The sequence below is a fragment of the Streptomyces apocyni genome, from assembly GCF_009739465.1.
Classification (GTDB): domain Bacteria; phylum Actinomycetota; class Actinomycetes; order Streptomycetales; family Streptomycetaceae; genus Streptomyces; species Streptomyces apocyni.
Window position 1 is genome coordinate 41,402 of the sequence record NZ_WHOM01000036.1, and the last position, 24,745, is coordinate 66,146.

Here is a 24,745-nt window from a genome sequence, read left to right on the forward strand (position 1 = left end):
TTTGTGGTTTGTCGATCCTCGGCCCTTGACTCCGTCTCCCTCCTCCCGCAGCATACTCAAAAATCTGACTAGTCGCATTCATGACTATGGAGGCGCCCCATGCCGACGACAGCAGCACGTTTCCGTACCGCCGTGGAGAAGAGGGATCTGGCGGCGATGGAGGACCTGTTCACCCCCGATGTCCGCTTCTACAGCCCGGTCAAGTTCACCCCGTTCGAGGGCCGCGAGATGTTTCTCGGCGTGCTCAAGGTTCTGCTGCGCACGTTCGAGGACTTCCGGTACATCGGGTCGTACGAAGGCACCGCCGAGACCAGCCGCGACGGCGTCGAAGCCGACTCCGAGATCCTGCTCTTCCGGACCAGGGTCGGCGGCAAGGAGATCCACGGGCTGGACCTGCTGCACTTCGACGAGCAGGGCCTGATCAAGGAGTTCACCGTGATGGTCAGGCCGCTCTCCGCCGTGCAGACGCTCAGCGCGGCGGTGTACGCGGGTCTGGTGGCGGACGGCCTGGTGGAGGGCTGAAGCGCGTCAGCGCTTCGCGCGTGAGCGGGCCGCCATCCCGGGCGGGCGGACGAACTGAAGGGCCAGGGCGGGCGGCGGCTCGGCGATGCCGGGGCCGCCCGCGACCGCCCACTCGATGATCTCGTCGGTGCAGCTGTCGTCCAGGGCGAGACCTATCCAGGTCGCGCGGCCGCCCCTGCGCCGCCCGTCCGCTGACGGCTGGACGACCACCACGTTGGCGTACTCACACGGCCCGAGGCAGTCGGTGGTGCGCAGGGCGATCCGGCCCCCGGAGTCCGCGGCGGCGGCCCGCAGTCGGTCCAACTGCCACTGGTGGTCGGTGCCCGGCAGCTTGCGGCGGTCGCCGCAGCAACAGCCCCGGCACACCACGAGGGTGCACGGGCGTTGCACCGTGGGCCGTACGAAGGCGCGTCGGGTCACAGCCGGTTCCGTTCCGCGAAGGATGAGGGGGAGGTGAGCTGGGGGTGCGGTGGGGGTGGGATCGGACGTTCGATGATACGGGTAGGCCCCGCACGCGGTCTTGCCAGCCCTGCTGGTGACCTGGACATTACGCGTTATGGCGACCGTTGCGCTCGTGGGAACCCTGGACACCAAAGGCATCGAGTACGACTGGCTACGGGACCGGCTGCTGAGCCGCGGCATCGACGTACTGCTCGTCGATACAGGCGTCATCGGTGAGCCCCACGGGCGGCCCGACATCACGCGCGCCGAAGTGGCCCGCGCGGCGGGCACCGAAGTGAGCGAGTTACGGGCGGCCGGGGACCGCGGGACGGCCGTGACAGCGATGGCCCGTGGCGCGGCCCAGGTCGTCCAACGGCTGTACACCGAGCGCCGGATGGACGGGATGCTGGCGATCGGCGGCAGCGGCGGCACCTCGATCGCGACACGGGCCATGCGCGCGCTGCCGCTTGGCGTGCCCAAGGTCATGGTGTCGTCGATGGCCTCGGGCGATGTCGCGCCGTACGTCGGGTCCGCCGACATCACGATGATGTACAGCGTCGTCGACATCGCGGGGATCAACGCCGTGACCGCGCCGATCCTGGCCAACGCGGCCGACGCGATCGCCGGGATGGCGCAGGGCTTCGCCACCACCCCACGGGCCGTACGCGCCGCCGACCTCGGCTCGGGCGGCAGGCCGCTGGTGGCCGCGAGCATGGCCGGAGTGACGACTCCGGGCGTGGACGCGGCGCGGGAGCGGCTGACCGAGCTCGGCTATGAGGTCCTGGTCTTCCACACCAGCGGCGCGGGCGGCCGATCGCTGGAGACGCTCGCCGGGCAGGGCGTCTTCGCCGGTGTGCTGGATCTGACTCTCAGTGAACTCGCCGACGACCTGGTGGGCGGCATCCTGACCGCGGGTCCCGACCGGCTGCGGGCCGCCGGGGCCCGGGGGACGCCGCAGGTGGTCAGCCTGGGTGCGCTGGACATGGTGAAGTTCGGACCGCTGGACACCCTGCCCGAGCGGTTCCGGTTTCGGCGCGTACGGATCCACAACCCGTCGATCACCGTGATCCGTACGACCTCGGACGAGTGCGCGGAGCTCGGGCGCCGCGTCGCGGGCAAGCTGCGGGCGGCCAAGGGACCGACGGCGCTGTGCCTGCCGCTGCGCGGGCTGTCCACGCTTGGCGCCCCTGGCGGCCCGTACCACGACCCGCGTGCGGATGACGCCCTGTTCACGGCGGTACGTGAGGGGCTCGGCGGCAGTTCGGTGGAACAGGTCGACGTCGACACCCACATCAACGACCCGGCCTTCGGGCGGGCCGCGGCTGACCGACTGCACCGCCTGATCAACAAGGTGACTGGCGGGACCTCGGCCAGTGCGGGTGCAGGTGGTCGATGACGTAGTCGTGGCTGTGCCGGTAGCCGTGAGCGGTGGCGGTCACCGGGGTCGGGTTCGTGGTCATGGCCGTGTCTGCGGCCGTGTCTGCGGCCGCGTCTGTGGCCGTGGCGTGGGTCTCGGTGAGGTGCGGGTGATCGGGCGGCAGGCCGCTGTGGTCGTGGGCCAGCCGCGAGTCGTCCCGCGCTGGCCAGACCCGTACGGCGGTCAGGGCGCCCACCAGCGCGAGGGCCCCCAACGCCCAGCAGGCGGCGGCCGTTCCCGCGCTCGCGGCGAGCCACCCGGCCAGCGGATAGGTGAGCAGCCAGCAGGCGTGGGCCAGCGAGAACTGGGCGGCGAACGCGGCCGGAAGATCGGCTGGCCCGGCCGAGCGGCGGATCAGCCGTCCCGCCGGGGTGAGCACCGCGGAGCACGCGGCACCGAACGCGAACCACGTACCGAGGAGGGCGGGCCAGGACGGGCCCGCGGCCGTCAGGATGCCGTACGCGGCGAAGGCGGCGGGCAGGGCCAGCGCCGCGGGCAGCATCACCGCGCGGTCACCGACCCGCTCGAGGACGCGCGGCAGCGACAACGCGACCAGCATCGACCCTGCCCCGTAGGCGCCCAGCGCGAGGGAGACCTGCCCTGCCGTACCGCCGAGTTGGCCACGGACCAGGACGACGGTGTTCACGATGACCATCGCGCCCGCCGCCGCGACCGCGAGATCGAGCGCGAGCAGCGCGCGCAGGCGAGGGGTGGCCCAGAACAGCCGGATACCGAAGGCCGCCTTGGCGAAGGCCCCCTGACGGACCCCGCTGTGCTCCCCGTCTCGGCCTCGGGTACCCGCTCGCGGCAGCACACACGACATGACCAGCGCCGCCGACGCCATAAACCCACCCGCGGTACCCACGAACAGCCAGTTGAAGGTGACCACGTACAGCAGGGCCGCGGCCAGCGCCGGGCTGAGCAGCGTCTCCAGGTCGTAGGCGAGACGGGACAGCGAGAGCGCCCGGGTGTAGTCACGCTCGGCGGGCAGCACGGCGGGGATGGTCGCCTGGAAGGTCGGGGTGAAGGCCGCGGATGCCGCCTGCAACAGGAAGATCAGGACGTAGATCTGCCAGACCTGGGTGACGAACGGCAGGGTGACCGCGACGACCGCCCGGACGAGATCCATCGCCACCATCAGCGTGCGACCCGGTATCCGGTCCGCGAGCGCGCTCACCACGGGCGCGATGGCCACATAGGCGACCATCTTGATGGCCAGAGCGGTACCGAGCACCGCGGAGGCGTCCGCGCCCGCGAGGTCGTAGGCCAGCAGGCTCAGCGCGACCGTCGCCAGACCCGTACCCACCAACGCGACGACCTGCGCGGCGAACAGGCGACGGTAGACACGCTCGCGGGGCAGGGGCAGCACGGACAGCACGGGGACGTCCTTCGCTCGGCGGCTCGGAACACTCACCACCCTAGCTATAGGTGCGCATGTGCGCACCTATACGTGCAAGCGGCCTTCGAGGGCTACGATGACCCCATGCCCAGCCGCGAACAGCCCCCAGTTGCAAGCGATACGCATCAGCGCGCTCCGGGCCCCGCGCAGCTCCAGACCGCGTCGTCGGTCTTCGCGTTGCTCGCGGACCCGACCCGGTTGCACCTGCTGTGGCTGCTCGCCGAGAGCGAGGCGGACGTCACCGCGCTGACCGCCGCCAGTGGGGCCGCCCGCACCGCGGTCAGTCAGCACCTGGCCAAACTGCGGCTCGCCGGACTCGTCCACGCCCGCAGGGAAGGCCGTCGCGCGGTGTACGCCCTGACCGACGGGCACCTGCGCCGCTTGGTCATCGAGGCCCTGAGCCACGCCGACCACCAGGTGACCGGCGAACCCTGGCACGCCTGAGTGCCTGCCTCAGGTCTGAGGTCTGAGTGCCTATGCTGAGCCCGGTGTTCACACCCCAGGGCCCCACCTTCCGCGAACTGGCCGTCCAGGCGCTGTCGTCCGTCGAGCGCGGCTATGACCTGCTCGCCCCCAAGTTCGACCACACTCCCTTCCGTACACCGGACGAGGTCCTCGACTCCACGGCCAACGTCCTGAGCCAACTGGGCCCGTTCGACTACGGCCTTGATCTGTGCTGCGGTACGGGCGCGGGCCTGGACGTGCTGCGACAGGTGTGCCGGGAGCGGGTCACCGGCGTCGACAGCAGCGCGGGCATGCTCGCCGTGGCCCGCGCGAGCGCGGCGGTTCCACGGACGGCTCCGCGGGCGGATCTCGTACGGGCCGACGCGCGGGCGCTGCCGTTCCGTTCGGCCTTCGACCTGGTGGTGAGCTTCGGCGCGTTCGGGCATTTCCTGCCCCACGAGCGGCCGGAGTTGTTCGCCCAGGTGCACGCGGCACTACGACCCGGGGGACGATTCGCCTTTCCGGTGGCGGCGCCCGCCCGGCCGGGCTCACCGGCGTACTGGACGCTGCTGGCCTTCGACACGGGGATGCGGGTGCGCAACGCGCTGTGGCGGCCGCGATTCGTCATGTACTACCGGCGGTTCGGTCTCGCGCGGGTGCGCGAGGAACTGGTGCGGGCCGGATTCGCGGTGGAGGCGGTGGAGACGTACGCGTTGCCCGAGGTCGGCCGACGCCCCGACGGCACTCCGCGCTGCCGTCTGGTGGTCGCCACCCGAGGCGGATCCCGAGGCGGATCCCGAGGCGGATTCAGCCAACCCCATTAGGGGGCGGGTCCGTTGCCCATCGGGGTCCGTTTACCCGCGTCCCGGTCACGGGATAGTCTCGCCGCCACGGAGTGGGCGCCCGAGCCCGCCCCCAGGGGAGAGCTGGAGAGCGCGCTGTGGTCCGTGACGGTCAGCCTGATGCGACATCCGCGCCCTTCGACGTGCCGACGTCGGCCCGGGCCTACGGCTGGATGCTGGGCGGCAAGGACAACTACGAGGTCGACCGGAACTTCCTGCTCGCCACCCTGCCGTCGTTCCCCGAGTGTGTGGACATCGCCCGGCAGAACCGTTCCTTCCTGTACCGCGCGGTGCGGTATCTGACGCGGGAGGCGGGGATTCGACAGTTCATCGACATGGGCTGCGGGCTGCCCACCGACGACAACGTCCACCAGGTCGCCCAGCGCTTCACCCCCGAAGCCCGCGTCGTCTATGTCGACTTCGACCCGATCGTGCTCGCCCACGGCCAGGCCCTGCTCGCGGACAACGCCAGCACCACCGTGATCTCCGGCGATATGCGGGACCAGCGGGCGATCCTCGACCACCCGGACGTACGGCGCCTGATCGACTTCGAGGAGCCGGTCGCGGTGTTGTTCCTGTCGGTGGTCCACCACCTCACCGACGCCGACGCACCACGGCGGGTGCTGCGTACGGTCATCGACCAGGCCGCGCCCGGCAGTTACCTGGGGCTCTCCCAGGTCGTCGCGGACGACCCGGCCCGGGGTGCCGCGATGACCGCGCACATCTCCGGTGGCGGCGTGCCCTGGCAGACCCGTACGCCCGCCGAACTCGACGCCTTCGTGGATGACTTGGCTCCCGTCGAGCCCGGTCTCGGCAACCTCGCGGACTGGCGGCCCGACCCCGACCAGCCGCCGCTCGCCCCCGTGGACCAGGACCTGGTCCCGTACCTGGGCGCCTCCAAGACCAACCGGGGCATCTACGAGTACGGCGGGCTGCTGCGCAAGCCGTAGACAGCCCTGGCGCCCCGCCTCTCCACCCCTCCACCGCCTCCCACCCCTCCGCCCCTCCCCAACCCACTCCCCCACTCCCCCGTACTCGCCGAGGTCCATTCCATGATCGAAATACCGGAGCTGGCCGCTGGCGGCCTGGCCGCCGGGACCCTGTCAGCGCTCTTCCTGGGCGGCGGGCTGCTCCGCACTCGCCGTCAACAGGCACGCCAACAGGCCCGGCAGCACGAGGAGATCGCCACGCTGCGCTCCCATCTGGACGTCGCACGCCAGGAAGTCGCCCATGCCACCCGGGCGTTCACCGCCGAGGTCGCTCATCTGGCCCAGCAGCGCATCCCGGCCGAGGCCACCCGGGCCGCCCACCCGCACATCCAGGTGCCGGGGCCGCTCCACGCGGACGTCGACGGGAGCGAGCTCGGCGCCGGTCTGGAGGATGCGCTCGAAGGGCTCCGCACCGCGATCGCCCAGGAGCGCAAGCGCGTCGACGCCGCCGCCCGCGCCGGGATGCGCGGTGCCACGCGGGAGATCCAGGCGGGCCTCTACCGGCTCCAGGACGTGCTCCGTGGCCTGCAACAGCGGTACGACGACCCCGAGTTGACGCAGACCCTGTTCACCCTCGACCACGAGAACGAACAGTCGCTGCGCCGCGCGCAGGTGGCCGCCGTGGTCTGCGGGGCCTGGGTGGGGCTCGCCCGTGAGGAGTCGCACCTGGTGGAGGCCGTCACCGGCGGGCAGGCCCGGCTCGTCGGGTATCACCGCGTACGGGTCCACCACCACCTCCAGGACGGCACCGCGCTCGTCTCGCACGCGGTCGAACCCGTGGCCATCATCGTCGCGGAACTCCTCGACAACGCGCTGCGGCACTCCTCGCCCGACACCGACGTCGTGGTGAACCTCGAACGCGCCCATCACGGCGTCACCGTCACCATCGACGACGCTGGCGTCGGCATGGCCACGGACGAACGGGCCCACGCCCAGCGGATGGTGGCCGGTAAGGACCCGATCCTGCTGTCCGAGCTCGGCGACCCGCCCCGGATGGGGCTCGCCGCGATCGGCCAGCTAACGCGGCAGTTCGACCTGTCCGTCGACCTGTCATCACCCTCGCCGTACGGCGGTGTCCGCGCGGTCCTGCTGGTCAGGAGCCACCTGCTCAGCCATATCGACCCGGCCGAGCGGCGCCCGGCCGCCAGTGCCCCACGCTCCACCCGCAAGGCCGACCCGAAGACCGACCCGCACGCCGAGGTCCCTTCCCGTCCTTACGCGGATGACGTCGCTCCGGCCCTCCCGGCGCCCCGCACCGCCCCTGACCCGTACGCGGCGGCCCCGGACCCGTACGCAACAGCTCCGGAGCCGTACGCGACAGCTCCGGACCCGTACGCGGAGGCCCACACCAGACCCGACGACCCGGCGCCCGCCCCAGCCGCCCGCTTCGCCCCCGCCTCGCCCGAGTCCGCGCCCCACCCCGCACCCGAGGAGGATGTGCTGCCCCGGCGCCGCCGCCGGGTCCGCCCGGACGTCGCCAGCGCCCCGCGGCTCACCCCCACCGCGCCCGCGACGCCCGCGCGCACGCCCGACGAGACGGCCGCCGCGCTCGGTGCCCTGCAGGCCGCGACCGCCGCCGCGCGAGGCGACGTCCCGCGCACCTCGGCCGACGAGGACCGCCTCGACAGCAGCACCCCCACTCCCACCCCCAACGCCTCTGCCGACGACACGCACGTCGACGACACCACCGAAGGGAACACCCCCAGATGACCAGCCGCGACACCGGCGACACGGCCTGGGTGCTCGATCCGATCCTGGAGATCCCGCACGTCCAAGCGGCCGTCCTGCTCACCAGCGACGGCCTCGTCTCCGGATACTCCGCTGCCCTGTCGCAGGCCTCCGCCGAGCGCGCCGCCGCCATCACCAGCACCGTGCAGGGCGCCTGCCGTACCGCGGCCGCGGCCTTCGCCGACCAGGACACCGCGCAGGTCCGCCAGGTGGTCATCGAGTCCGACCACGGCTACATCCTGGTCGCCCCGACCGCGCACGCCACCTGTGTGGCCGCCTTCGGCACCCCTGAGGTGCGCCTGGACCTCCTCGCCCACCGGGTCCACTCGCAGGTGGCCCGCCTCGGCGAGAAGGCGATGTCAGCCGCGCCCCGCGGGGCCGATGGCGCCAGCGGGGCATGACCGGCCGCCGGAGCGGCCGCCCGCTGGTCCCCGCCTATCTCGCCACCGGCGGGGTGGCGCGGCCCAGCCGCAACAGCCTGGAGCGGCTGTCGGTCCTGACCGGGACCGACGGACCGCTGCCGACCGACCTGCCCGCCGCCCAGCTCACCCTGCTGGAGACGCTGGACGGCGGTTCGCTCACGGTGGTGGAGACCGCGGCGCTGCTGGAACTCCCGGTGTCCGCGGTGCGGGTGCTGGCCGCCGCGCTGGTCGACCAGGGCCTGGTGGTCGCCCGCCCGCCGATTCCGTACGCCGCCCAGCCCGACACCGACCTGCTGAAGAGAGTCGCCGATGGCCTCCGCGCCCTCAAGCTATAACGCCGCGCGCCCCAGCGGCTCGGGCCAGAGCGGTCCGCATCTCCCGGACAGCGCACGGGAGCTGGTGAAGATCCTGGTGACCGGGCCGTTCGGGGTGGGCAAGACCACGCTGATCGACTCGGTCTCCGAGATCCGCCCGCTGCACACCGAGGAGCAGCTCACCGAGGCGTCCGTAGCCGTCGACGACCTGGCCGGGGTACGGGACAAGACGACCACCACCGTCGCCGTCGACTTCGGGCGGATCAGCCTCGCGGGTGGGATCGTGCTGTATCTGTTCGGCACACCGGGCCAGGAGCGCTTCCGCACGCTCTGGGCGGACATCGCGCAGGGCGCGCTCGGGGCCCTCGTCCTGGTCGACACCCGGCGCATCGACGCCTCCTTCGACGTGCTCGGCCTGGTGGAGGAGATGGGGCTGCCGTACGCCGTCGCGCTCAACACCTTCCCCGACTCCCACCCGTACACCGAACAGCAGTTGCGCCGCTCGCTGGACCTGGAGCCGGACACCCCGATGGTGACCTGTGACGCCCGTGACCCGCACTCCTCCATCGACGCGCTGCTCTCGCTCGTGACGCATCTGATCGCCCGCCACCGCACGGAGACCTGGTGAACTACCCCGCACCCGCCGAAGCGTTCTCGCTGTCCGCGCCGGTACGGCTGTGGGAGGACGGCTTCGCCGCTGACCCCCACCGCTACTACGCGGCGCTCAAGGCCCAGGGCCCGGTCGGCTGGGCGGAACTCGCGCCCGGCGTTCCGGCGTATGTCGTCACCGACCGGCGCGCCGCCCTTGATCTGCTGCACGATCCTGAGACCTGGTCGCACGACCCCCGTCCGTGGGAGGTCACGGTCGCCGAGGACGCGCCGATCCTCGGCATGATGCGCTGGCGGCCCAACTCCCTGTTCGCGGACGGCGAGGCGCACATCCGCTACCGCCGTACCCTGGTCGACGCGTTCGACCTGGTGGAGCCGCACGACCTGCGCGAGCGGGTGCACCACGCGGTGGACGTGCTGGTGTCCCGGTTCGGCCCTGAGGGCCGGGCCGACCTGGTCGGCGACTTCGCCCGCCCGCTGATGGCCCTGGTCTTCAACAACCTCTTCGGGCTGCCGGACAGTGAGAGCGAACGGCTCCACGACGCGCTCGGGCAGATGATGGAGGGCGGCGAGCAGTCGGCGAAGGGTGAGGCCGAGTACGGCCGTTACGTCCTGGAGCTCGTCGGCGCCAAGAGCGCCCAGCGCGGCGACGATCTCACCAGCTGGCTGCTCGACCACCCGCTGGGCCTCACCCCCGAGGAGGTCACCTGGCAGGTGTTCCTCACCCTCGGCGCGGGCCACGAGCCGACCGCCAACCTGGTCTCCAACGCGCTGTCCCGCATCCTCGGCAACCCGGCCTACTACTCGACCCTGACCAGGGGTTCGAGGCCGGTGATGGACGCGGTCGTGGAGGTGCTGCGGTACGAGACCCCGCTGTCCAACTACGGCATCCACTTCGCCCGCGAGTCGCTGAGTTTCCACGGCGTCTGGGTCCAGGCGGCGATCCCGGTGGTGGTCTCGTACGGTGCGCTCGGCCATTTCGCCGAGCGGGAGTTCGCCGGGGCGCACCACACGCACGACGCCTCGCACCTGTCGTGGTCGGCGGGCGCGCACACCTGTCCGGTCAAGCAGCACACCCTGCTGATCGCCACCGAGGCCATCGAACGGCTCACCCAGTGGCTCCCCGACCTGGAGCCGACCACCCCGCGCGAGCGCCTCACCTGGCGCCCGGGCCCGTTCCACCGCTCGCTGACGGCACTGCCCGTCCGTTACACCGCCCGTACCCCCGACCAGCCAGGAGTTTCCGTATGACCGAGCCCAAGCGTGTGGCCATCGACCCGTTCGGTGCTGACATCCCCGCCGAGAGCGCCCGACTGCGTGCCATGGGACCCGTGGGAGCCGTCGAACTGCCAGGGGGGATTCCGGCCTGGGCACCCACCGGTTACGACACGCTCAAGGGCCTGATACTCGACCCACGCGTCAGCAAGGACCCGCGCCAGCACTGGTCGCTCTTCTCCCAGGTGGCCGAACACCCGTCCTGGGGCTGGATTCTGGGCTGGGTCGGCGTGGTGAACATGCTGTCGGCGTACGGCCCCGACCACACCCGGCTGCGTAAGCTGGTCGCCCCCAGCTTCACCGCCCGCCGTACCGAGGCCATGCGCGTCCGGGTGGAGCAGATCACCGCCGAGCTGCTGGAGTCCCTGGACACCACGGCCGCCGCCGCGGCCGCCGCCGGGGAGCCGGTCGGCACGGTGGATCTGCGGGACGCCTACGCGCACCCGCTGCCGATGCGGCTGATCTGTGAACTGTTCGGCGTCCCCGACGCTCTGCGGGCGGACACCGGGCGGCTGATCGCCGCCCTCATGGACACCTCCGACCCCAGCCCGGAACACGCCGCGTTCGTCCAAGAGCAAATCGGCACGGTGCTGCCCGCGCTGGTCGCCTTCAAGAGCGAGCATCCCGGCGACGACCTGACCACCGAACTCATCAAGGTCCGGGACGAGGACGGCGACCGGCTCAGCGAGGAGGAGCTGCTCTACACCCTGCTGCTGGTCATCGGCGCGGGCTTCGAGACCACGGTCAACCTGATCGGTAACGCCGTGGTGGCCCTGCTGACGCACCCGGAGCAGCTCGCCGCCGTCCGCGCGGGCGAGATCGGCTGGGACGCCGTCGTCGAGGAGACGCTGCGGGTCCACCCGTCCATCGCCTCACTGCCGCTGCGTTTCGCGGTCAGCGACATCACGGTCGACGGCGTGACCATCCCGGCGGGCGACGCCATCGTGACCACGTACGCCGCGGCCGGGTACGACCCCGAGCACTACGGCCCCGACGCCACCAAGTTCGACGCGACCCGTGGCGCCGACGACCATCTGGCCTTCGGGGTCGGGGTGCACCGCTGTATCGGCGCCCCGCTCGCCCGGATGGAGGCGCTGACGGCCTTGCCCGCCCTGTTCGCGCGCTACCCGGACCTTGAACTGGCCGTGAAGCCGGACGAGTTGCGGCAGGTCCCGTCGTTCATCGCGTACGGCTGGCAGGAGATCCCGGTCCGGCTGCACGGCTGACTCCTGGCGTGCTGGCGCGCGTTCAAAGACAGGCTCTGACGGCGCCAGCACGTCCAGTTTCACCCTGGCAGCCAACCGATCGGGATCGCGTCAGTCGACCGGCGTCTACGCGCAGTTGCCGAAAGGGCGAAGGTTCGCCTCGTGCGATACCTGTTCTGCCCACACCGCCGGTAGTGAGGGCCAGCCGTCCTCCTCAGGCTTTGGGTTGTTGCTGAGTGGCGCAGTGGATGCCGCCGCCCCCCTCGGCGACGGTGTGGATCTCCAGCTCGACAACCTCGCGGCCGGGGTAGAGGTCGCCGATGACGGCGGCGGCCCGCTGATCGGCCTTTCGGTCGCCGAAACGGGGGACGAGGACGGCGTCGTTGGCCAGGTAGTAGTTGGCGTAGGAGCCGAGGAAGTCCTCGCCGCGGCGGCCGAGCTCGGACGACCTGAGCCGCGAGGAAATCGAGAGCTCCCTGCGGCACCTGGCCACGGCAGCCGCAATCGTGATCTTGTACTTGACCGGGATGCGCTCCCAGGAGGCACGGTCGCTGCGGTCCGGCTGCTGCCCCGACCCGCAACCGAATCCCGACGGCTCCATGCCGCGGCATCTGATCCGCTCCCACCACTACAAGAACGTTCGCGACTCCGACGGGCACCATGTCTCCGCCGGTGAGGAACGGGCCGTTCCATGGGTCGCGATCACGCCGGTCGTCAACGCCATCCGTGTCCTGGAACGCCTCGTCCCCAAGGGCGAGCTCTTGTTCAGCTCCACCCACCACGACATCGTCTCCCAGCGAAGACACCACGGTGCTCTGAAGCGGGGCACGCTGGATCGCCGCGTCGAGGCCCTCGTTTCGTGGACCAACCAGGAGGCCATCGCTCAGGGCCTGTCGGCTCAACAGGTACCGGAGGACCCGCACGGCAACCTTGGACTGAGGCGTCTACGCAGAACCCTGGCCTGGCACATCGCCCGGCGGCCTGGTCGCCCTCGCCATCCAGTACGGGCACATGCGTACCGCCCTGGATGCCCGCCCCTCCACCGGCTACGGCAGCCGCGAGCGCAGAGGCTTCCACGGGGTGCTCGACGTCGAGACCGCCCTCGCCGCCGCACAGACCGCGGCACGGCTGCGCGATGTCACGGCGGTCGGCGAGAAGATCTCCGGACCGGCAGCGCGGCGGGCGATCGCCGGAGCGGCCTCGATGCCCAGCTTCGAAGGCGCCCTGACCACGCCGAAGGCCGCCGCCAAGTTCCTCGAACGCGACGGCCTCGTACTGTTCGACAACCCGGACGCCTTCCTCATCCGCGCGTTCAAGCGCGACACTGCCCTGCGCGATCGCGTCCACGCGGGCCCTGGTCGCGGCTTCTACCTGGCCGAGGAGTTTGGCGCCGTCGAAGCGGCCCGCCCGCATGCGACGACGCGGGTCCACTCGACATCACGGTCGAGGGTCGAGGTGCCGTGGGATGGTCATCCTGTTGCCTGCACTCCCGAGATGGGCGGTGTCACGGGTGTGGGTTCACCAGAAGTGGTCGTTTTGTCCGCCACCGATCTGGTGCAGGTCTCCCTTGGCCTCGTACGGGCCCAGCCCTGGCCCGTACGCCGTGGGGTTGGCGTGGAAGGGTGAACTGGAAGTGGCCGGCGTCGGTGCCGGAGTCTCCGCAGGTGCTGTAGGTCGCAGTGTTGTCAGGGAGGGACTCTACGATCAGCGCCCCGGCAGGGGCAGCGCCGCACTCCGGTGCGCCGTACTGCAGTCGGGTGCCGCGGCCGGGGTCTGCGCGAAGCGTGGCGTACTTGATGTTCTCGTGGCCGCAGTCGGCGTCGCAGACGCGGCGACTGCGCTCCACGGGTGGACTACGTCCCGGTCTTCGGCATACCCCGTGTTGGCAACCGTATCGGCCCCGCCGGAGCTGACATCCATCATGGCGAACTACCCCCGTGCCTTCTTCGAGGTCTCCGCCGACGGCGCTCCGCTCGGCCGAATCGAATGCGTGCTGTATCCCGATGTCGTTCCCAGGACCGCGGAGAACTTCCGTGCGCTGTGCACGGGTGAGAAGGGCTTCGGCTACAAGGGAAGCGTGTTCCACCGCGTGATCCCCGATTTCATGGCGCAAGGCGGGGACATCACCAGGAACAACGGCACCGGCGGCAAAAGCATCTACGGCGCGCAGTTCGACGACGAGAACTTCACCCTGAACCACGACCGGCCGTGGCAGCTGTCGATGGCCAACGCAGGGCGGAACACGAACAACTCCCAATTCTTCATCACCACGGCGCCGTGCACCTGGCTGAACGGCAGACACGTCGTGTTCGGGGAAGTCACCCAGGCCGAGGGCGTGTACACCGTCAAGAAGATCGAAAGTCTTGGCTCCACCAGCGGCAAGACCGAGGCGCACGTTGTGATCGACGAGTGCGGAGAATGCTGATCCTTCCTGGCCGCCGTCTCTCCCGGCAGACCGACACACAGTCCCGGACTCCGTACCGGGCCGGCCGAGGGTGCGGGCGGTCGACCCGCTAGCTGTGGTCTAGGACAACCCGGCACGCGCCCCATAGCGAAAGGGGGAGCCGGTAGCGTAACCGCCGACCAAGCACCCATCGCACCAAGTTCTCTGGCCAAGCCCACATTTGAGCTATTGGTGCAGGTCAGGCCTCTGCCCGAGACGCAAGGGCTGAGGAGTCTCCACGCTCCGCACTCCATCGCACGCGAACCCGCCGCGCGCAGGATCTGGGGACCTCGTGTCCACGCGCGCTCTGCTCGTCCTGCTGCTCCTGGTGCTCGTCGGCATGGCCACCGTCGGTCCTCTGGTCTACTTTGTCCACCGCCACGCGGCATCCCGAGTGCCTGTCTCGGTCGGTCTTGCTGCGGCCGGCGCCCTGGGCACTCTCGTGTCCGCGGTCATCCAGGCCGGGACGAGTGAGGCGGCGCCCGCGCCGGCGACCGCTCCGGCCTGACCGGGCGGCTGACCTGCCGTGGTCAGCCTCATGGTCGGGGTTCCGGCCATGGTCGGGCCCTCCTCGGGAGACCCGGAGGGTGCGGGGCGGAGGGTCGTGCGCTCACGCGCGGGCCCCGCACCAATCAGTCGGCACGCAGCTCCTGCCCCACCGCGGACCCGACACGCCGGTGCACCTGGAGATCCGAGAGGTCCGGTGGCGCCGCTGGCTTTGCTGCGCGCCGGTACTCCTTTCCGGGGCTCTGGCGTGTCGGGAGAGCGGGCGGAACGGGCCCGGAAAAGGATCACTTCAAGATCCAGTACCTGGTTGAGGGAGTGAGCGATGGCGGAGGCGAAGAAGACGAGTCCGGCGAGGAAGAGGACATCGGCGGCGAAAGCGACAGCGGCGAAGGCAGCGAAGGCGCCAGCCAGGAAGCCCGCCCCGGGCGGGTCCGGCGACGCGGACTTTGCACCGTCCGTGCTCGGCGGCCCGCTCGGCCCGGGCAGCCAGGAGATGAAGCCGCCGGTCGATCTAGGGGCGGAACTGTCGCTGCCGTTCGAGCAGATCATCGGCGGACCGCTGCAGGGAGTCATCCGGTCCAGCGCGATGGCCGCGAACGAGACCGCGCAGTTCATCAAGAGCGTCGGCTTCAACGAAAAGGGCCACGCCCAGACGGTGGCGTTCTCCTACACCTCGACGGAACCCACACAAACCGATGGCACCACCGGGCATAGTGACGTGGTAAAGAAGGTGGAGGTGCCTCTTCTCACCGTGGTGCCGATTCCCTACCTGCAGCTCTCCAAGGTGAGCCTCGACTTCAATGTGAAGATCGACTCGGTCTCGACCCGGAAGCAGGAGCAGAAGATCGGAGCCGAGACGTCGGCCAGTGCCGGCTTCTGGGGCGTCAAAGCCTCACTCAAGGCCAGCTACGACTCGAGCAGTTCGAGTTCCGACACCGTCAGCCGGAGTGCGGCAATGACGGTCCGCGTGGAGGCCGAGCAGGGACCAATGCCGGGCGGCATGGAGAAAATCCTGTCGATGCTGACCGACAATGCCGTCACCGTCAGGCCGGACAACTCGCAAGCGAACTGACCGACTCCGACGCCTGAATCCTCCTACGCACGTCTGCGCGGAGCCGGGACGGCACCGCGCCGTCCCGGTCCCGGTACCGGCTCCCGGTGCCGCCCCGGTCCGCCCATCCTTCATCCGGGCCACGCCGGAGGATTCTCCTGCACGGCCCGTCCCCTCCCACATTCCCCGTCCGGATTGCTCATGATCGCCGAAAATATCGGTGCGTACTGTCACCGCCGATGAGGCGCGAGCCGGAGATCTAGCTAACCAAGGAATCTTATGAGTGAGTTGACGATGCGGGGGCTGCTGCAGGGCCTGCAGCAGGCCGTGGCCGAAGCCGACCAGACGGTGCGCCAGGCCCAGGAGCCGGACAGCGACTGTGTGGGAATCCAGCCGCAGATGGTCATCGACGACGTTACCTTCACCGTTTCCTTCGTAGCCGACCCGGTCGCTCCCTCAGCTCCGGCCGCTCCCAGCCAGGTAGGGCAAGACGTCCACATCGCCGTCGACCAGCAGGCCCTCGCCGATGCCACGCACGTGAACACCGTCTCGTTCACCGTTCGCAACCAACCGGTGGAGCGGATCGAAGTCGACGGCCGCCAGCACATCGTCCCCGCCGGAGTCACGGGAGACGAGCGATGAGCGACGACGACGTCCCCGTCGGCACGCTGCTCGGCGCGGCGTACCAGGCGGTGGTCCACGGGCAGAGCCTGGCCGCACGCGAGGCGGTCGAGCTGGTCCGGGAGCTCGGTTTCGAGAAGGACGGGACCGCGAAGCCGTTCCGCTTCGCCTACCAGCGCACCGAGGCGACGGAAGACGGCCCGCAGGTGCGTACCGTGCACGCCACCGTGCCGCTGCTGTCGCTGGTCAACCCGCCGGCCATCAGCATCGACAAGGCCGCGATCAGCATGAGCCTGCACCTGATCAGCCAAAGCACCGAGAACGGGTCCGCCTATACCTCGACCTCAGGTAGCGGGGTACCGGCGGAGGGGACGATGCCCCGGCTGAAGGGACGCATCGTCCACAAGAGCGACAAAAATGCCACCCTGACCATCGAGTCCACCCTCAAGCAGCGCGACCTGCTGGGCAGCAGCCGGCTGTCCCAGTTGCTCGACGCAGCCGTCAGCGACCGTGACAGCGTCTGGTACCAGGTGCTGGAGCAGGCCGAGGCGTTCCGCACGGCCGCCGCCGCGTTCATCGACACCGTCGCCCGCGACGACTCCACCGGGAGCGGCGTGGGGGTACGGGAGTGGCTGCAGCAGCTGTGGCAGCTGAAGGAAAGCGTCACGGACGCGGTGAGCGCCTACCGCGACGGACTCCTGGAGAAGATTCCCCAGCTCCACCAGAACTGGAACAACCAGTGCCAGAAACTGACCTGGATCGACCGGCACACCGAACCGGAGACCATGACGCAGCTGCGGTGGACCTTCATCGCCGCCGCCAGGAACGTGTGGAACGCCCTCCTGCCGGGCGCGCCGGTCGCCGAATTCGGCCCGCCCACCGTGGAACAGCTGCGCCTCCGGTTCGAGGCCGCCGTCGCGGCACTCCGTGATGCTCCGCCGGGCCTGGAAGGTCTGCCTGAGCGGCTTCGCGACCTCGAAGGGGCCGTCGCCCAAGGCTGCATCGCTCGCAAGTACGAGCAGCCGGAGACTGTCGTCACCGAAACTCTGGATCGCTACAACGAAACCGCTGAGGCGATCCGGGAGATGTGGTCCCCGTCCCTCCAAAGCCCCGAGTCCCGGACCGCACAAGACGGTCTGGCCGCAGCCGCCGAGGCGGTGTGGGACGCACTGGTACGCGGCACGGTACCCGTCGACTTCCGCGCCGACACCCGGATGAGCAGCGAAGAGATCGACGAGTGCACACGATCGCTGAGGCAGCTTGAAGAGCCGGCGAAACAACTCAGAGACCTTTATGACCAGCCGAAGGCCCCCCTCAACCAGATGATCAAGGCCCGCGAACACGCCTGTACAGCATGGGATGCCGCCAAAGAGGCTTTGCAGCTCGGGAAACGGATCCCAGACAAAAGCATGCAGGACGTCAGGAAAAGGTTCGGATACTTCAACGGACTTATCGATGACGCCAACTGGGGCGTGGACAAATACGGCAAGTCGCGGATCCAACCGGACGCGTGGAACCCTGCCGCTCGGGCCTGGAACGAGGCAGCCCGCCCGTTCTGGAGTCACCTCATCGACACCGAACTCGACCCGGTGACCGAAGTCGCCTACCTGGACAGCCCGTGACCTGCGCGGACGACGCCGGCACTGGTCGGGCGCCCGCGCTGCGCGCGGAAGGGGAGGAGGGCCCGGGACAGGCCACGCCTCTGGCCGCGCTGCTCGCCCAGGCCTGCCACACCGTGCTGGACGGACACGTCGACGCGGTGGGCGCTGGACTGGCGAGTACGGCCCGGACCCTGCTCACGGCCGACGACGACGGCCACCCGCAGCCCGTCGCGCAGACCGCGGCCGCCGCCGGCCCCGGCCGCAGCACCCGGCACATCGCCCTCGCCGACCTGTGCGGCTGGCCCCTCTACAGCGTCGAATCCGCTCGCATCACCCTTCACCTGACCATCCCCGCACCACCCGGACCCGACGGCGTCCTGCGCCCCGCGATCCCGACATCGACCGCCACCAGGACCATGACCGCCACCATCCGATTGACCGCCCGACCGGGCCCCCGGCCCCTCGCCGACGATCTCGTCGCGGCCGCACTCACCCCCGCCCCACCGACCGCCGACAGCGGCGGATTCTCTGCGTCGGCCCAGCGGGCCATCGCGGCCTGGAGACACCTGCCGAACCTGTACCGCTGCGTCGAGCAGCTGACCGCCCAGGCGCCCGGCCACCCGGCCGCCACCGCGGCCGTGCGGGCCGTGGAAGACCTGGCCACAGCCGTGTGCACGTGGTGCGCGGGCGGGCCACCGGTCGACACCCGCCTCACCGCACGCGCTCCCCACCCTGAAACCCTCGACCCGAACGCCCCGCCCGCCCTGACCGCGCTCGCCGCCGCGGTGTCAAAACTGCGCCATGCCCTCGGCACACCAGAACGCGTTTGACCCGCCCGGCCGACTGGAGTACTAACCGGGGGTGACCCGCCTCGCTCGACAACGGATCAGCGTGCTGTTCGCCATGCCCCGCGACGGCACCTTCTACGAACCCCGCCTTCCCGAAGCAGCCGTCGCATGACCAGCTCCGGCTTGACCAAGGACATAGAGGCACCCCCCGGAGATCACTCGCCCTTGCCCGCCACACCCATAGCCGCTACGGACTTCGCCGCGCCGCACCCCGAGAAGGAAGCCACCCCGCACCCCGCACCTCGCTGCCACGAAGGCAACACGGCAGACAGCCACCCACCCCTCCTCGCCAGCGCCTGGTACTCCACCAAGGACCTCGCCACTCGCCTCCGCATTGACCTGTCCATCTCCGCGCGGATCGTCATGTACAGCGCGGTAGGCGTCGAGGAATGGCTGCGCAGCCGCCGCATCGCCCCCAACCGGGCGGCTTGATGGCCCATATAGAAACCGTTCCTGTCGGCGTAAGCCTCTCCGCAGACGTCGAATACCGGCCCAACCGGGCGAACCCCTACCGCGCCCGCGTCCGATGGTCGGACCCCACGACCAAGCGCCGAATGTCCGTATCCGAGGCACAGGAAGACGAGGACGCGGCCAACGCATGGATCCAGGCGATCGTGGAGGCCGCAGAAGCCGGACTCACCCCCTCGGTGGCCACCATGAAGCTCGCCGACTACGGCGAGGCAAACATGGATCTGGCCCTGCGCGGTTGGAGGTGCGCGTGGTTCCCGCGCTGGGGCACCTGCCCGTTCGCGTGATCACTAACGGCGCCGTCGACCGGACGGTCCAGAACTGGATCGCCGACGAGCACGGCCGCTCAACCGTCAAGAACACCATCGCCGTCCTGGTCCACGTCATGGAGCAGGCTGTCCGGGACGGAGTCATCAAGGTCAACTCGGCCCGCGTGACAGGGTGGCAGAAGCTCTACAAACAGGCCGAGGACGAACTCCTCGACCCGCGAGCCCTGGCCCTGCCCGCCTGGGAAACGCTCGTCGAACTGGCCGAGGCACTCGTGGCCGCCTCCTACGGCCAGTACCGCGGCTGGAGAGAGGTCGTCCTCTTCGCCGCGAGTACCGCGGCACGTCATCGGCGAGGTCTCGGGCTGTCGCGTCGGGGACATCGACACCACCAACTGGATCTGGACCGTCCGGCGCCAGACCACCCCAGCCCCAGGCGGCCTGATCGACAAGGGAACGAAAGGCAAACGGGCTCGCCAGGTCCCGATCATCGAGGAGATCCGCCCGCTCGTCGCACAGCGCGTCCTAGCAGCCGGTCCCGACCCGGATGCCCGCATGTTCACCGGACCCCGCGGAGGCCGCATCTCCACCGCGGTCCTGCGCGACGCGACCCACTGGGACGATGTCGTCACCAGGCTCGGCTACGAGCACCTACGCCGCCATGATCTCCGGCACACCGGACTCACCTGGTTCGCCGATGCCGGGGTCCAGGTACACGTCCTGCGCAAGATCGCCGGACACGGCTCACTCACCACTACGCAGCGTTACCTGCACCCCGACGTGCACAAGATCACCGCCGCAGGCGCGGCTCTCTCGGCACACCCCAGCGTGCTCCGCGCACCCCGGTCCCTGCCGAGCCCGATCGCGGTCGCTGGCTGACGGTCAAGACGGGTTGGTCCCCAACTGGTCCCCAGAAGCGATCAAGGGGCCGTTTCAGATTGCTCTGAAACGGCCCCTGACCTGCGACTCTCTCGAGTCGGGACGACAGGATTTGAACCTGCGACCCCTTGACCCCCAGTCAAGTGCGCTACCAAGCTGCGCCACGTCCCGATGCCCGTATGACCTGGGGTTTCCCCCGGCCGAACGCGCACGGAAACAATACCGCACTTGGGACAGTGGTCGTAAATCCGTTGTCGTGGCGCTCGGCAGCGGGCCGGGGGCGCGCGCCTCAGTCAGCGGTCGGCGGTCCCAACTCCGGGTGCGCCTCAAGGAGTCTGCTCGGCGCGGACTGCCACCAGGAGTCGGCGAGGATGTCCCGTAGCTCGGCGGTGTCCTCCAGCGCGGACAGCCGCACCCGGACCCAGGCGAACATGGCCTCGTGGTCGGCGATCCAGAACTTCTCGGGCTCGGCCAGTACCAGTTCGTCCCGCTCTTCCTTGGGACACCGGACCGCCATCGAGGTTTCGTCCTCGGGGAGCGTGGCGAACATCTTCCCCGCGACCCGGAAGGTCGGCATGGACCACGCGATCTTCTCGGCGGTCTCGGGCAGGGCGAGCGCGTGGGTGCGCACATCGTCGGACGTGGTCATGGCATGACCGTAGGACACGCCACTGACAGTCGCCGGAGCCAGGGTCGCGAGCGGTTCCGCGCGCCGCCCACGCGCCGTTGGATGCACCCACGCGCTACCGGCACGGCGGACGCCGAGGTGTGGCTGACGGCCGGACAGGTACGGGTCCGATGCTCGACTTCCGGCCATTCGCTCGGCGGCTGCCGGTCCGACTTGCGCGGCGCGGTGCGACGGTGCGCGTGACACACGAGACGCGGGGGGTCCGCCGTGCGCCGTAGGGGGTTCGTCGGGAAGGAAGGGCGCCGCACACGACCGCACACGAGCCGCACACACGTGGTCGAAGATGTCCGAATCCCCTCCCTCGTTGAGGGTACTTCGCGCCTCTCTGTCCGTCTGACCGATCCGTGTCGGCCACTCACCCGAGAAAGCATTGCCGACGGCATGTGGCAGCGAGATGTCCGGTGGGCATGTCTGGGGGGTGGACCAGACGGGCAGGGGTGGCCGGTCTGGGACGGGGCCACGGCGCAGGCACCACCTGCTCGAACAACTTTGCGGGCAGGCGTTTCGCGGAAGAGGGCTCGCGATGGACAGCTACTTCACCAGTCGGCGCCACCACCAGCTCAGGGAAGACGTACGGGGCTTCGCCGAACGGGAGGTCCGCCCCCGGATAGCCGCGATGGAAGCCACCCGAGCCGTTCAGTACGACCTGTCCCGGCTGATCGCCCGACAGGGCTGGATCGGTGCGACCATCGCCAAGGAGCACGGCGGCATGGGCGCGGGGCACCTCGCCAAGACCATCATCATCGAGGAGCTCTCCCGGGTCAGCGGGGCCATGGGCGCCATGGTGCAGGCCTCCCAGCTGGGCGTTGCCAAGATCGTCCACTTCGGGAGCGACGAACAGAAGAAGACCTGGCTGCCCGCCGTCGCGGCCGGTGAGTGCCTGCCGACGATCGCCGTCACGGAGACCGACTCGGGCGGTCACGTACTGGGGATGGCGGCGAGCGCCGTACGGGACGGCGACGACTACGTACTCAACGGCCGCAAGGTGTACGTGGGCAACAGCCATGTCGGGGATCTGCACGGCGTCGTGGTCCGTACCGGGCCCGGTTCGAAGGGCCTCACGGCGGTGCTGGTCGAGTCCTGGCGGCCCGGCTTCTCGCTGGCCGAGGAGCGGCCCACGATGGGCCTGCACGGCTTCAGCTTCGGCGAGCTGATCTTCGACAACTGCCGCGTGCCCGCGGCGAACCGGCTCGGCGAGGAGGGGGACGGACTCGCCGTCGCATACTCCTCCAGCGTGCTGTACGGGCGGGCGAACCTGACCGCCGTGTCGCTCGGCATCCATCAGGCGCTGGTCGAGGAGACCACCCGGTTCAGCGTGGAGCGGCAGCGCTACGGCAAGCCGCTGCACGAACTGACCAACATCAAGCTCAAGTTGGGCCAGATGCAGTCCCGGCTGATGACCGGGCGGCTCGCCGCCTACCACGCGGCGCGGCTGCTGGACGAGGGCCGGTCCTGCGACGCCGAGTTGATGAACGCCAAGCTGGTCAACGTCGAGTCGGCACTGGACTCGGCGCGTACGGCCATGGAAGTGCACGCCGCGGCGGGACTCTTCACGGACCGGCCCGTCGAGCGGTACCTGCGCGACGCGCACCACATCTTCGCGCCCGCCGGAACCTCGGACATCCAACTGCTGCGGCTGGCCGAGGTCGCGCTGGGAACGGCCAAGGGCAGCTGGTCGGAGCGGCTGGCCGATCTGGTCCGTACCGATCTGGAGTCCGCCGTATAGGGACGTGTCGAGGCGTCCGGCCATGGCGTCCGGGCGTGGTGAATCCAGGCGCGGTGTCTCAGGCGTCAGATACCGCCGTCCTCGCGGCGGTTCAACTGCGCGACCAGTTCCGCGGCCAGCGATTTGATCGTTTCGAGCCCCGGCCGCCCCCACGGGCGGGGCTCCGTGTCGACGACGCAGATCGTGCCGAGCGCGATGCCCGTACGGTCGATGAGCGGCGCCCCCAGGTAGGAGCGGATGCCGATCTCGTCGACCACCGGGTTCCCGGCGAACCTCGGGTAGTCGCAGACGTCCTCGAGGACCAGGGCCTTGCGGCGTACCACCACATGCGGGCAGTAGCCGTGGTCCCGGTCCATATAGCGGCTCACCCCCGTGCCCGCCGCCGCTGCCCCCAGTTCGGCGCCGGACGGAGCGCCCGCCGGGGTGTGCAGCCCGGCGAAGAACTGCCGGTTCTCGTCGATGAAGTTGACCATCGAGAACGGCGCTCCGGTGACCTCGGCCAGCCGGTCGGCGAACGCGTCGAAGGCGGGGTCCGCGTGCTCGCCGAGGCCGAGCCGCCGAAGCCGCTGGACACGGGCGGGCGCGTCGTTGTCGACGGGGGTGAGCAGCAGGTGCCCGGTCGGGTCGTACATCATGTGCGCGCTCCGTGGATCGATGCCTGGATGGGGTTGAGCAGGTGCTGGACCAGCGCCAGCAGGGTCTGGATACCGGAGCTGGAGATACGGGCGTCGCAGAGCGCCACCGGCACCTCGGGGCCCAGGTCTATGGCCGCGCGCACCTCGTCGGGGTCGTAGCGGTACGCGCCGTCGAACTCGTTGACCGCAACCACGAATCTGACGCCTCGGTGCTCGAAGAAGTCGACGGCCGCGAAACAGTCCTCCAAGCGCCGGGTGTCGGCCAGGATGATGGCCCCGAGGGCGCCTTCGGACAGTTCGTCCCACATGAACCAGAACCGCTCCTGACCAGGGGTGCCGAAGAGGTAGAGCACATGCCGGTCGTCGAGCGTGATCCGTCCGAAGTCCATGGCCACGGTCGTGGTGGTCTTGTGTTCGACGCCGTCCAGGCTGTCGGTCGCCGCGCTGACCGTGGTGAGCAGTTCCTCCGTGCTCAGCGGCTCGATCTCGCTGACCGCGCCCACGAAGGTCGTCTTGCCGACCCCGAACCCGCCCGCGATCAGGATCTTCAGCGCGTTCGGGAAGGGCTCTTCAGAGCCGTCAGAGCCGTCGTCGTAGACCATCGAGCACTGCCTCCAGTAGGGACCGGTCGGTCGGGTGGTGACGGAAACCGGGGGCCTTGGCGGTGAGCACCCCACAGTCGACGAGATCGGACAGCAGCACCTTGGTCACCACCGCGGGCAGCCTCAGCTGCGCCGCGATCTCCGCGACCGAGATAGGGCGGCCGTCGCAGAGCCCGAGCGCCTGGGTGTGCTCGGGCCCCAACTGCCCTGCGGGCAGTGCCCCGGTGGGCATCACCAGGGAGAGCAGATCCAACGGCGCGGACGGCCTGGTCCGGCCGTTGCTCACCGTGTACGGACGGATCAGCCGGCCTGCCGCGTCGTCGACCCACGGCCCGTCCTGCGGGGCCGCCACGTTCAAGGCCTCGTGGCGGAGTGCGCCGCGGGGGTGACGGCTGGCTGCCTGGCCGGGGTGATCAGATACGGACGTACGCTCTTGACCAGCATCGCCATCTCGTAGCCGAGTACCGCCGCGTCGGCGTCGCGGCCAGCGAGCACCGCGAGGCAGGTGCCGGAGCCCGCGGTGGACACGAACAGCAGGGTGTCGTCGAGTTCGACGACGACCTGGCGGACCTCGCCGCCGTCGCCGAATCTGGCTCCGGCGCTGCGGCCGAGTGAGTAGAGGCCGGACGCCAGGGCCGCCATGTGGTCGGCGCTGTCGGGTTCCAGGCCGTGCACGGACTTGACCAGTCCGTCGCAGGAGAGCAGGACCGCGCTGCGGGTGTGCGGTACGCGTTGCACCAGGCCGCTCAACAGCCAGTCGAGGTCGGAGGCGTGGCCGGTGGGCACATCGCTCGCCATGGTGG

At 70.1% G+C, this 24,745-nt stretch carries 28 protein-coding genes, 1 tRNA gene and 1 pseudogene; 21 read left to right on the top strand and 9 right to left on the bottom strand.

The features are described 5' to 3' along the window. Positions 1-99 precede the first annotated feature (99 nt). On the top strand, positions 100-522 hold the full coding sequence (locus GCN81_RS03890; RefSeq protein WP_156722019.1) for a nuclear transport factor 2 family protein: 423 nt from the start codon (positions 100-102) through the stop codon (positions 520-522). 6 nt (positions 523-528) lie between these two features. On the opposite strand, the gene GCN81_RS03895 is transcribed toward GCN81_RS03890, so the two are convergent. Continuing rightward, positions 529-942 carry a (2Fe-2S) ferredoxin domain-containing protein gene (locus tag GCN81_RS03895; RefSeq protein ID WP_156722020.1) on the bottom strand — a complete coding sequence of 138 codons (414 nt, stop codon included), beginning with the start codon at positions 940-942 and terminating at the stop codon, positions 529-531. A gap of 136 nt (positions 943-1,078) precedes the next feature. Here GCN81_RS03895 and GCN81_RS03900 point away from each other — a divergent pair, with 136 nt between their 5' ends. Beyond that, positions 1,079-2,359, top strand: a complete 1,281-nt coding sequence (locus GCN81_RS03900; protein ID WP_156722021.1) for a Tm-1-like ATP-binding domain-containing protein — start codon at positions 1,079-1,081, stop codon at positions 2,357-2,359. Here the strand turns inward: GCN81_RS03900 and GCN81_RS03905 are convergent. Then, on the bottom strand, positions 2,307-3,749 hold the full coding sequence (locus tag GCN81_RS03905) for an MFS transporter (RefSeq protein ID WP_156722351.1): 1,443 nt from the start codon (positions 3,747-3,749) through the stop codon (positions 2,307-2,309). The two genes, GCN81_RS03900 and GCN81_RS03905, sit on opposite strands and share 53 nt — an antisense overlap. A 114-nt stretch (positions 3,750-3,863) precedes the next feature. On the opposite strand from GCN81_RS03905, the gene GCN81_RS03910 reads away from it, so the two are divergent. The 9 genes from GCN81_RS03910 (at position 3,864) to GCN81_RS03950 (ending at position 11,628) form a co-directional block, all read left to right on the top strand. Beyond that, entirely contained in the window at positions 3,864-4,223 is a 360-nt protein-coding gene (locus GCN81_RS03910; protein WP_156722022.1) for an ArsR/SmtB family transcription factor, read from the top strand. A gap of 44 nt (positions 4,224-4,267) precedes the next feature. Continuing rightward, complete coding sequence (locus GCN81_RS03915; protein WP_156722023.1) at positions 4,268-5,047, top strand: class I SAM-dependent methyltransferase; 780 nt, start codon at positions 4,268-4,270, stop codon at positions 5,045-5,047. A 116-nt stretch (positions 5,048-5,163) separates the two neighbouring features. Then, entirely contained in the window at positions 5,164-6,015 is an 852-nt protein-coding gene (locus GCN81_RS03920; protein WP_231626353.1) for an SAM-dependent methyltransferase, read from the top strand. 102 nt (positions 6,016-6,117) lie between these two features. After that, positions 6,118-7,764: an ATP-binding protein gene (locus GCN81_RS03925; protein WP_156722024.1), complete on the top strand. Its 1,647-nt coding sequence runs from the start codon at positions 6,118-6,120 to the stop codon at positions 7,762-7,764. Then, positions 7,761-8,183: a roadblock/LC7 domain-containing protein gene (locus GCN81_RS03930; protein WP_156722025.1), complete on the top strand. Its 423-nt coding sequence runs from the start codon at positions 7,761-7,763 to the stop codon at positions 8,181-8,183. The genes GCN81_RS03925 and GCN81_RS03930 overlap by 4 nt, the downstream gene beginning before the upstream one ends. Continuing rightward, entirely contained in the window at positions 8,180-8,539 is a 360-nt protein-coding gene (locus GCN81_RS03935; protein ID WP_156722026.1) for a DUF742 domain-containing protein, read from the top strand. Before GCN81_RS03930 ends, GCN81_RS03935 begins: the two co-directional genes overlap by 4 nt. Continuing rightward, complete coding sequence (locus GCN81_RS03940) at positions 8,514-9,146, top strand: GTP-binding protein (RefSeq protein ID WP_156722027.1); 633 nt, start codon at positions 8,514-8,516, stop codon at positions 9,144-9,146. Before GCN81_RS03935 ends, GCN81_RS03940 begins: the two co-directional genes overlap by 26 nt. Then, the gene (locus GCN81_RS03945) at positions 9,143-10,378 is read left to right on the top strand and encodes a cytochrome P450 (protein WP_156722028.1); all 1,236 of its coding nucleotides are present in this window, start codon (positions 9,143-9,145) and stop codon (positions 10,376-10,378) included. Before GCN81_RS03940 ends, GCN81_RS03945 begins: the two co-directional genes overlap by 4 nt. Further along, the gene (locus GCN81_RS03950; RefSeq protein ID WP_156722029.1) at positions 10,375-11,628 is read left to right on the top strand and encodes a cytochrome P450 family protein; all 1,254 of its coding nucleotides are present in this window, start codon (positions 10,375-10,377) and stop codon (positions 11,626-11,628) included. The genes GCN81_RS03945 and GCN81_RS03950 overlap by 4 nt, the downstream gene beginning before the upstream one ends. Before the next feature lie 193 nt (positions 11,629-11,821). Here GCN81_RS03950 and GCN81_RS32820 read toward each other — a convergent pair whose 3' ends face one another. Beyond that, positions 11,822-12,208 (bottom strand): agmatine deiminase family protein, encoded by a 387-nt coding sequence (locus GCN81_RS32820; protein ID WP_156722030.1) that lies wholly within the window; start codon positions 12,206-12,208, stop codon positions 11,822-11,824. 410 nt (positions 12,209-12,618) lie between these two features. Here GCN81_RS32820 and GCN81_RS32825 point away from each other — a divergent pair, with 410 nt between their 5' ends. From GCN81_RS32825 to GCN81_RS32830, 9 genes and pseudogenes are all read left to right on the top strand, one after another. After that, entirely contained in the window at positions 12,619-13,233 is a 615-nt protein-coding gene (locus tag GCN81_RS32825) for a hypothetical protein (protein ID WP_156722031.1), read from the top strand. Positions 13,234-13,528: 295 nt separating this feature from the next. Then, positions 13,529-14,032 carry a peptidylprolyl isomerase gene (locus GCN81_RS03965; RefSeq protein ID WP_156722353.1) on the top strand — a complete coding sequence of 168 codons (504 nt, stop codon included), beginning with the start codon at positions 13,529-13,531 and terminating at the stop codon, positions 14,030-14,032. A gap of 310 nt (positions 14,033-14,342) precedes the next feature. After that, complete coding sequence (locus tag GCN81_RS03970; protein ID WP_156722032.1) at positions 14,343-14,558, top strand: hypothetical protein; 216 nt, start codon at positions 14,343-14,345, stop codon at positions 14,556-14,558. A 321-nt stretch (positions 14,559-14,879) separates the two neighbouring features. Continuing rightward, complete coding sequence (locus tag GCN81_RS03975; protein WP_156722033.1) at positions 14,880-15,629, top strand: DUF2589 domain-containing protein; 750 nt, start codon at positions 14,880-14,882, stop codon at positions 15,627-15,629. A gap of 258 nt (positions 15,630-15,887) precedes the next feature. Beyond that, a complete protein-coding gene (locus tag GCN81_RS03980) occupies positions 15,888-16,250 on the top strand; it encodes a hypothetical protein (protein ID WP_156722034.1) in 363 nt (120 codons plus the stop codon). After that, positions 16,247-17,851, top strand: a complete 1,605-nt coding sequence (locus GCN81_RS03985; RefSeq protein WP_156722035.1) for a DUF2589 domain-containing protein — start codon at positions 16,247-16,249, stop codon at positions 17,849-17,851. Before GCN81_RS03980 ends, GCN81_RS03985 begins: the two co-directional genes overlap by 4 nt. After that, positions 17,848-18,660 (top strand): hypothetical protein, encoded by an 813-nt coding sequence (locus GCN81_RS03990; protein ID WP_156722036.1) that lies wholly within the window; start codon positions 17,848-17,850, stop codon positions 18,658-18,660. The genes GCN81_RS03985 and GCN81_RS03990 overlap by 4 nt, the downstream gene beginning before the upstream one ends. A gap of 126 nt (positions 18,661-18,786) precedes the next feature. Further along, entirely contained in the window at positions 18,787-19,110 is a 324-nt protein-coding gene (locus GCN81_RS31720; protein WP_197287464.1) for a hypothetical protein, read from the top strand. Continuing rightward, positions 19,110-20,291 (top strand): annotated as a pseudogene (locus tag GCN81_RS32830) (tyrosine-type recombinase/integrase). The gene GCN81_RS31720 and the pseudogene GCN81_RS32830 overlap by 1 nt, the downstream one beginning before the upstream one ends. Positions 20,292-20,388: 97 nt before the next feature. Here the strand turns inward: GCN81_RS32830 and GCN81_RS04005 are convergent. After that, positions 20,389-20,462, bottom strand: a tRNA-Pro gene (locus GCN81_RS04005). A 118-nt stretch (positions 20,463-20,580) separates the two neighbouring features. Further along, positions 20,581-20,940 carry an MmcQ/YjbR family DNA-binding protein gene (locus tag GCN81_RS04010; protein WP_156722037.1) on the bottom strand — a complete coding sequence of 120 codons (360 nt, stop codon included), beginning with the start codon at positions 20,938-20,940 and terminating at the stop codon, positions 20,581-20,583. Between the two features lie 562 nt (positions 20,941-21,502). Between GCN81_RS04010 and GCN81_RS04015 the strand changes: the two genes are divergently transcribed. Beyond that, positions 21,503-22,705 (top strand): acyl-CoA dehydrogenase family protein, encoded by a 1,203-nt coding sequence (locus tag GCN81_RS04015; RefSeq protein ID WP_156722038.1) that lies wholly within the window; start codon positions 21,503-21,505, stop codon positions 22,703-22,705. A 65-nt stretch (positions 22,706-22,770) separates the two neighbouring features. Here the strand turns inward: GCN81_RS04015 and GCN81_RS04020 are convergent, their stop codons facing one another. Genes GCN81_RS04020 through GCN81_RS04035 form a run of 4 tightly spaced genes read right to left on the bottom strand, consistent with a single transcriptional unit; the run spans position 22,771 to position 24,740 of the window. Next, complete coding sequence (locus GCN81_RS04020; protein WP_156722039.1) at positions 22,771-23,340, bottom strand: GAF domain-containing protein; 570 nt, start codon at positions 23,338-23,340, stop codon at positions 22,771-22,773. Beyond that, complete coding sequence (locus GCN81_RS04025) at positions 23,337-23,942, bottom strand: GTP-binding protein (RefSeq protein ID WP_156722040.1); 606 nt, start codon at positions 23,940-23,942, stop codon at positions 23,337-23,339. Before GCN81_RS04025 ends, GCN81_RS04020 begins: the two co-directional genes overlap by 4 nt. Next, complete coding sequence (locus GCN81_RS04030; protein WP_156722041.1) at positions 23,920-24,294, bottom strand: DUF742 domain-containing protein; 375 nt, start codon at positions 24,292-24,294, stop codon at positions 23,920-23,922. Before GCN81_RS04030 ends, GCN81_RS04025 begins: the two co-directional genes overlap by 23 nt. Before the next feature lie 2 nt (positions 24,295-24,296). Continuing rightward, on the bottom strand, positions 24,297-24,740 hold the full coding sequence (locus tag GCN81_RS04035) for a roadblock/LC7 domain-containing protein (protein WP_156722042.1): 444 nt from the start codon (positions 24,738-24,740) through the stop codon (positions 24,297-24,299). Between the last annotated feature and the right edge of the window lie 5 nt (positions 24,741-24,745).

Coding starts and splice junctions, on each gene's coding strand:
- GCN81_RS03890 (WP_156722019.1), top strand. CDS start 100: ATGCCGACGACAGCAGCACGTTTCCGTACCGCCGTGGAGAAGAGGGAT.
- GCN81_RS03900 (WP_156722021.1), top strand. CDS start 1,079: ATGGCGACCGTTGCGCTCGTGGGAACCCTGGACACCAAAGGCATCGAG.
- GCN81_RS03910 (WP_156722022.1), top strand. CDS start 3,864: ATGCCCAGCCGCGAACAGCCCCCAGTTGCAAGCGATACGCATCAGCGC.
- GCN81_RS03925 (WP_156722024.1), top strand. CDS start 6,118: ATGATCGAAATACCGGAGCTGGCCGCTGGCGGCCTGGCCGCCGGGACC.
- GCN81_RS03930 (WP_156722025.1), top strand. CDS start 7,761: ATGACCAGCCGCGACACCGGCGACACGGCCTGGGTGCTCGATCCGATC.
- GCN81_RS03935 (WP_156722026.1), top strand. CDS start 8,180: ATGACCGGCCGCCGGAGCGGCCGCCCGCTGGTCCCCGCCTATCTCGCC.
- GCN81_RS03940 (WP_156722027.1), top strand. CDS start 8,514: ATGGCCTCCGCGCCCTCAAGCTATAACGCCGCGCGCCCCAGCGGCTCG.
- GCN81_RS03950 (WP_156722029.1), top strand. CDS start 10,375: ATGACCGAGCCCAAGCGTGTGGCCATCGACCCGTTCGGTGCTGACATC.
- GCN81_RS32820 (WP_156722030.1), bottom strand. CDS start 12,208: ATGGAGCCGTCGGGATTCGGTTGCGGGTCGGGGCAGCAGCCGGACCGC.
- GCN81_RS32825 (WP_156722031.1), top strand. CDS start 12,619: ATGCGTACCGCCCTGGATGCCCGCCCCTCCACCGGCTACGGCAGCCGC.
- GCN81_RS03965 (WP_156722353.1), top strand. CDS start 13,529: ATGGCGAACTACCCCCGTGCCTTCTTCGAGGTCTCCGCCGACGGCGCT.
- GCN81_RS03975 (WP_156722033.1), top strand. CDS start 14,880: ATGGCGGAGGCGAAGAAGACGAGTCCGGCGAGGAAGAGGACATCGGCG.
- GCN81_RS03980 (WP_156722034.1), top strand. CDS start 15,888: ATGAGTGAGTTGACGATGCGGGGGCTGCTGCAGGGCCTGCAGCAGGCC.
- GCN81_RS03985 (WP_156722035.1), top strand. CDS start 16,247: ATGAGCGACGACGACGTCCCCGTCGGCACGCTGCTCGGCGCGGCGTAC.
- GCN81_RS31720 (WP_197287464.1), top strand. CDS start 18,787: ATGACCAGCTCCGGCTTGACCAAGGACATAGAGGCACCCCCCGGAGAT.
- GCN81_RS04010 (WP_156722037.1), bottom strand. CDS start 20,940: ATGACCACGTCCGACGATGTGCGCACCCACGCGCTCGCCCTGCCCGAG.
- GCN81_RS04015 (WP_156722038.1), top strand. CDS start 21,503: ATGGACAGCTACTTCACCAGTCGGCGCCACCACCAGCTCAGGGAAGAC.
- GCN81_RS04020 (WP_156722039.1), bottom strand. CDS start 23,340: ATGATGTACGACCCGACCGGGCACCTGCTGCTCACCCCCGTCGACAAC.
- GCN81_RS04025 (WP_156722040.1), bottom strand. CDS start 23,942: ATGGTCTACGACGACGGCTCTGACGGCTCTGAAGAGCCCTTCCCGAAC.
- GCN81_RS04035 (WP_156722042.1), bottom strand. CDS start 24,740: ATGGCGAGCGATGTGCCCACCGGCCACGCCTCCGACCTCGACTGGCTG.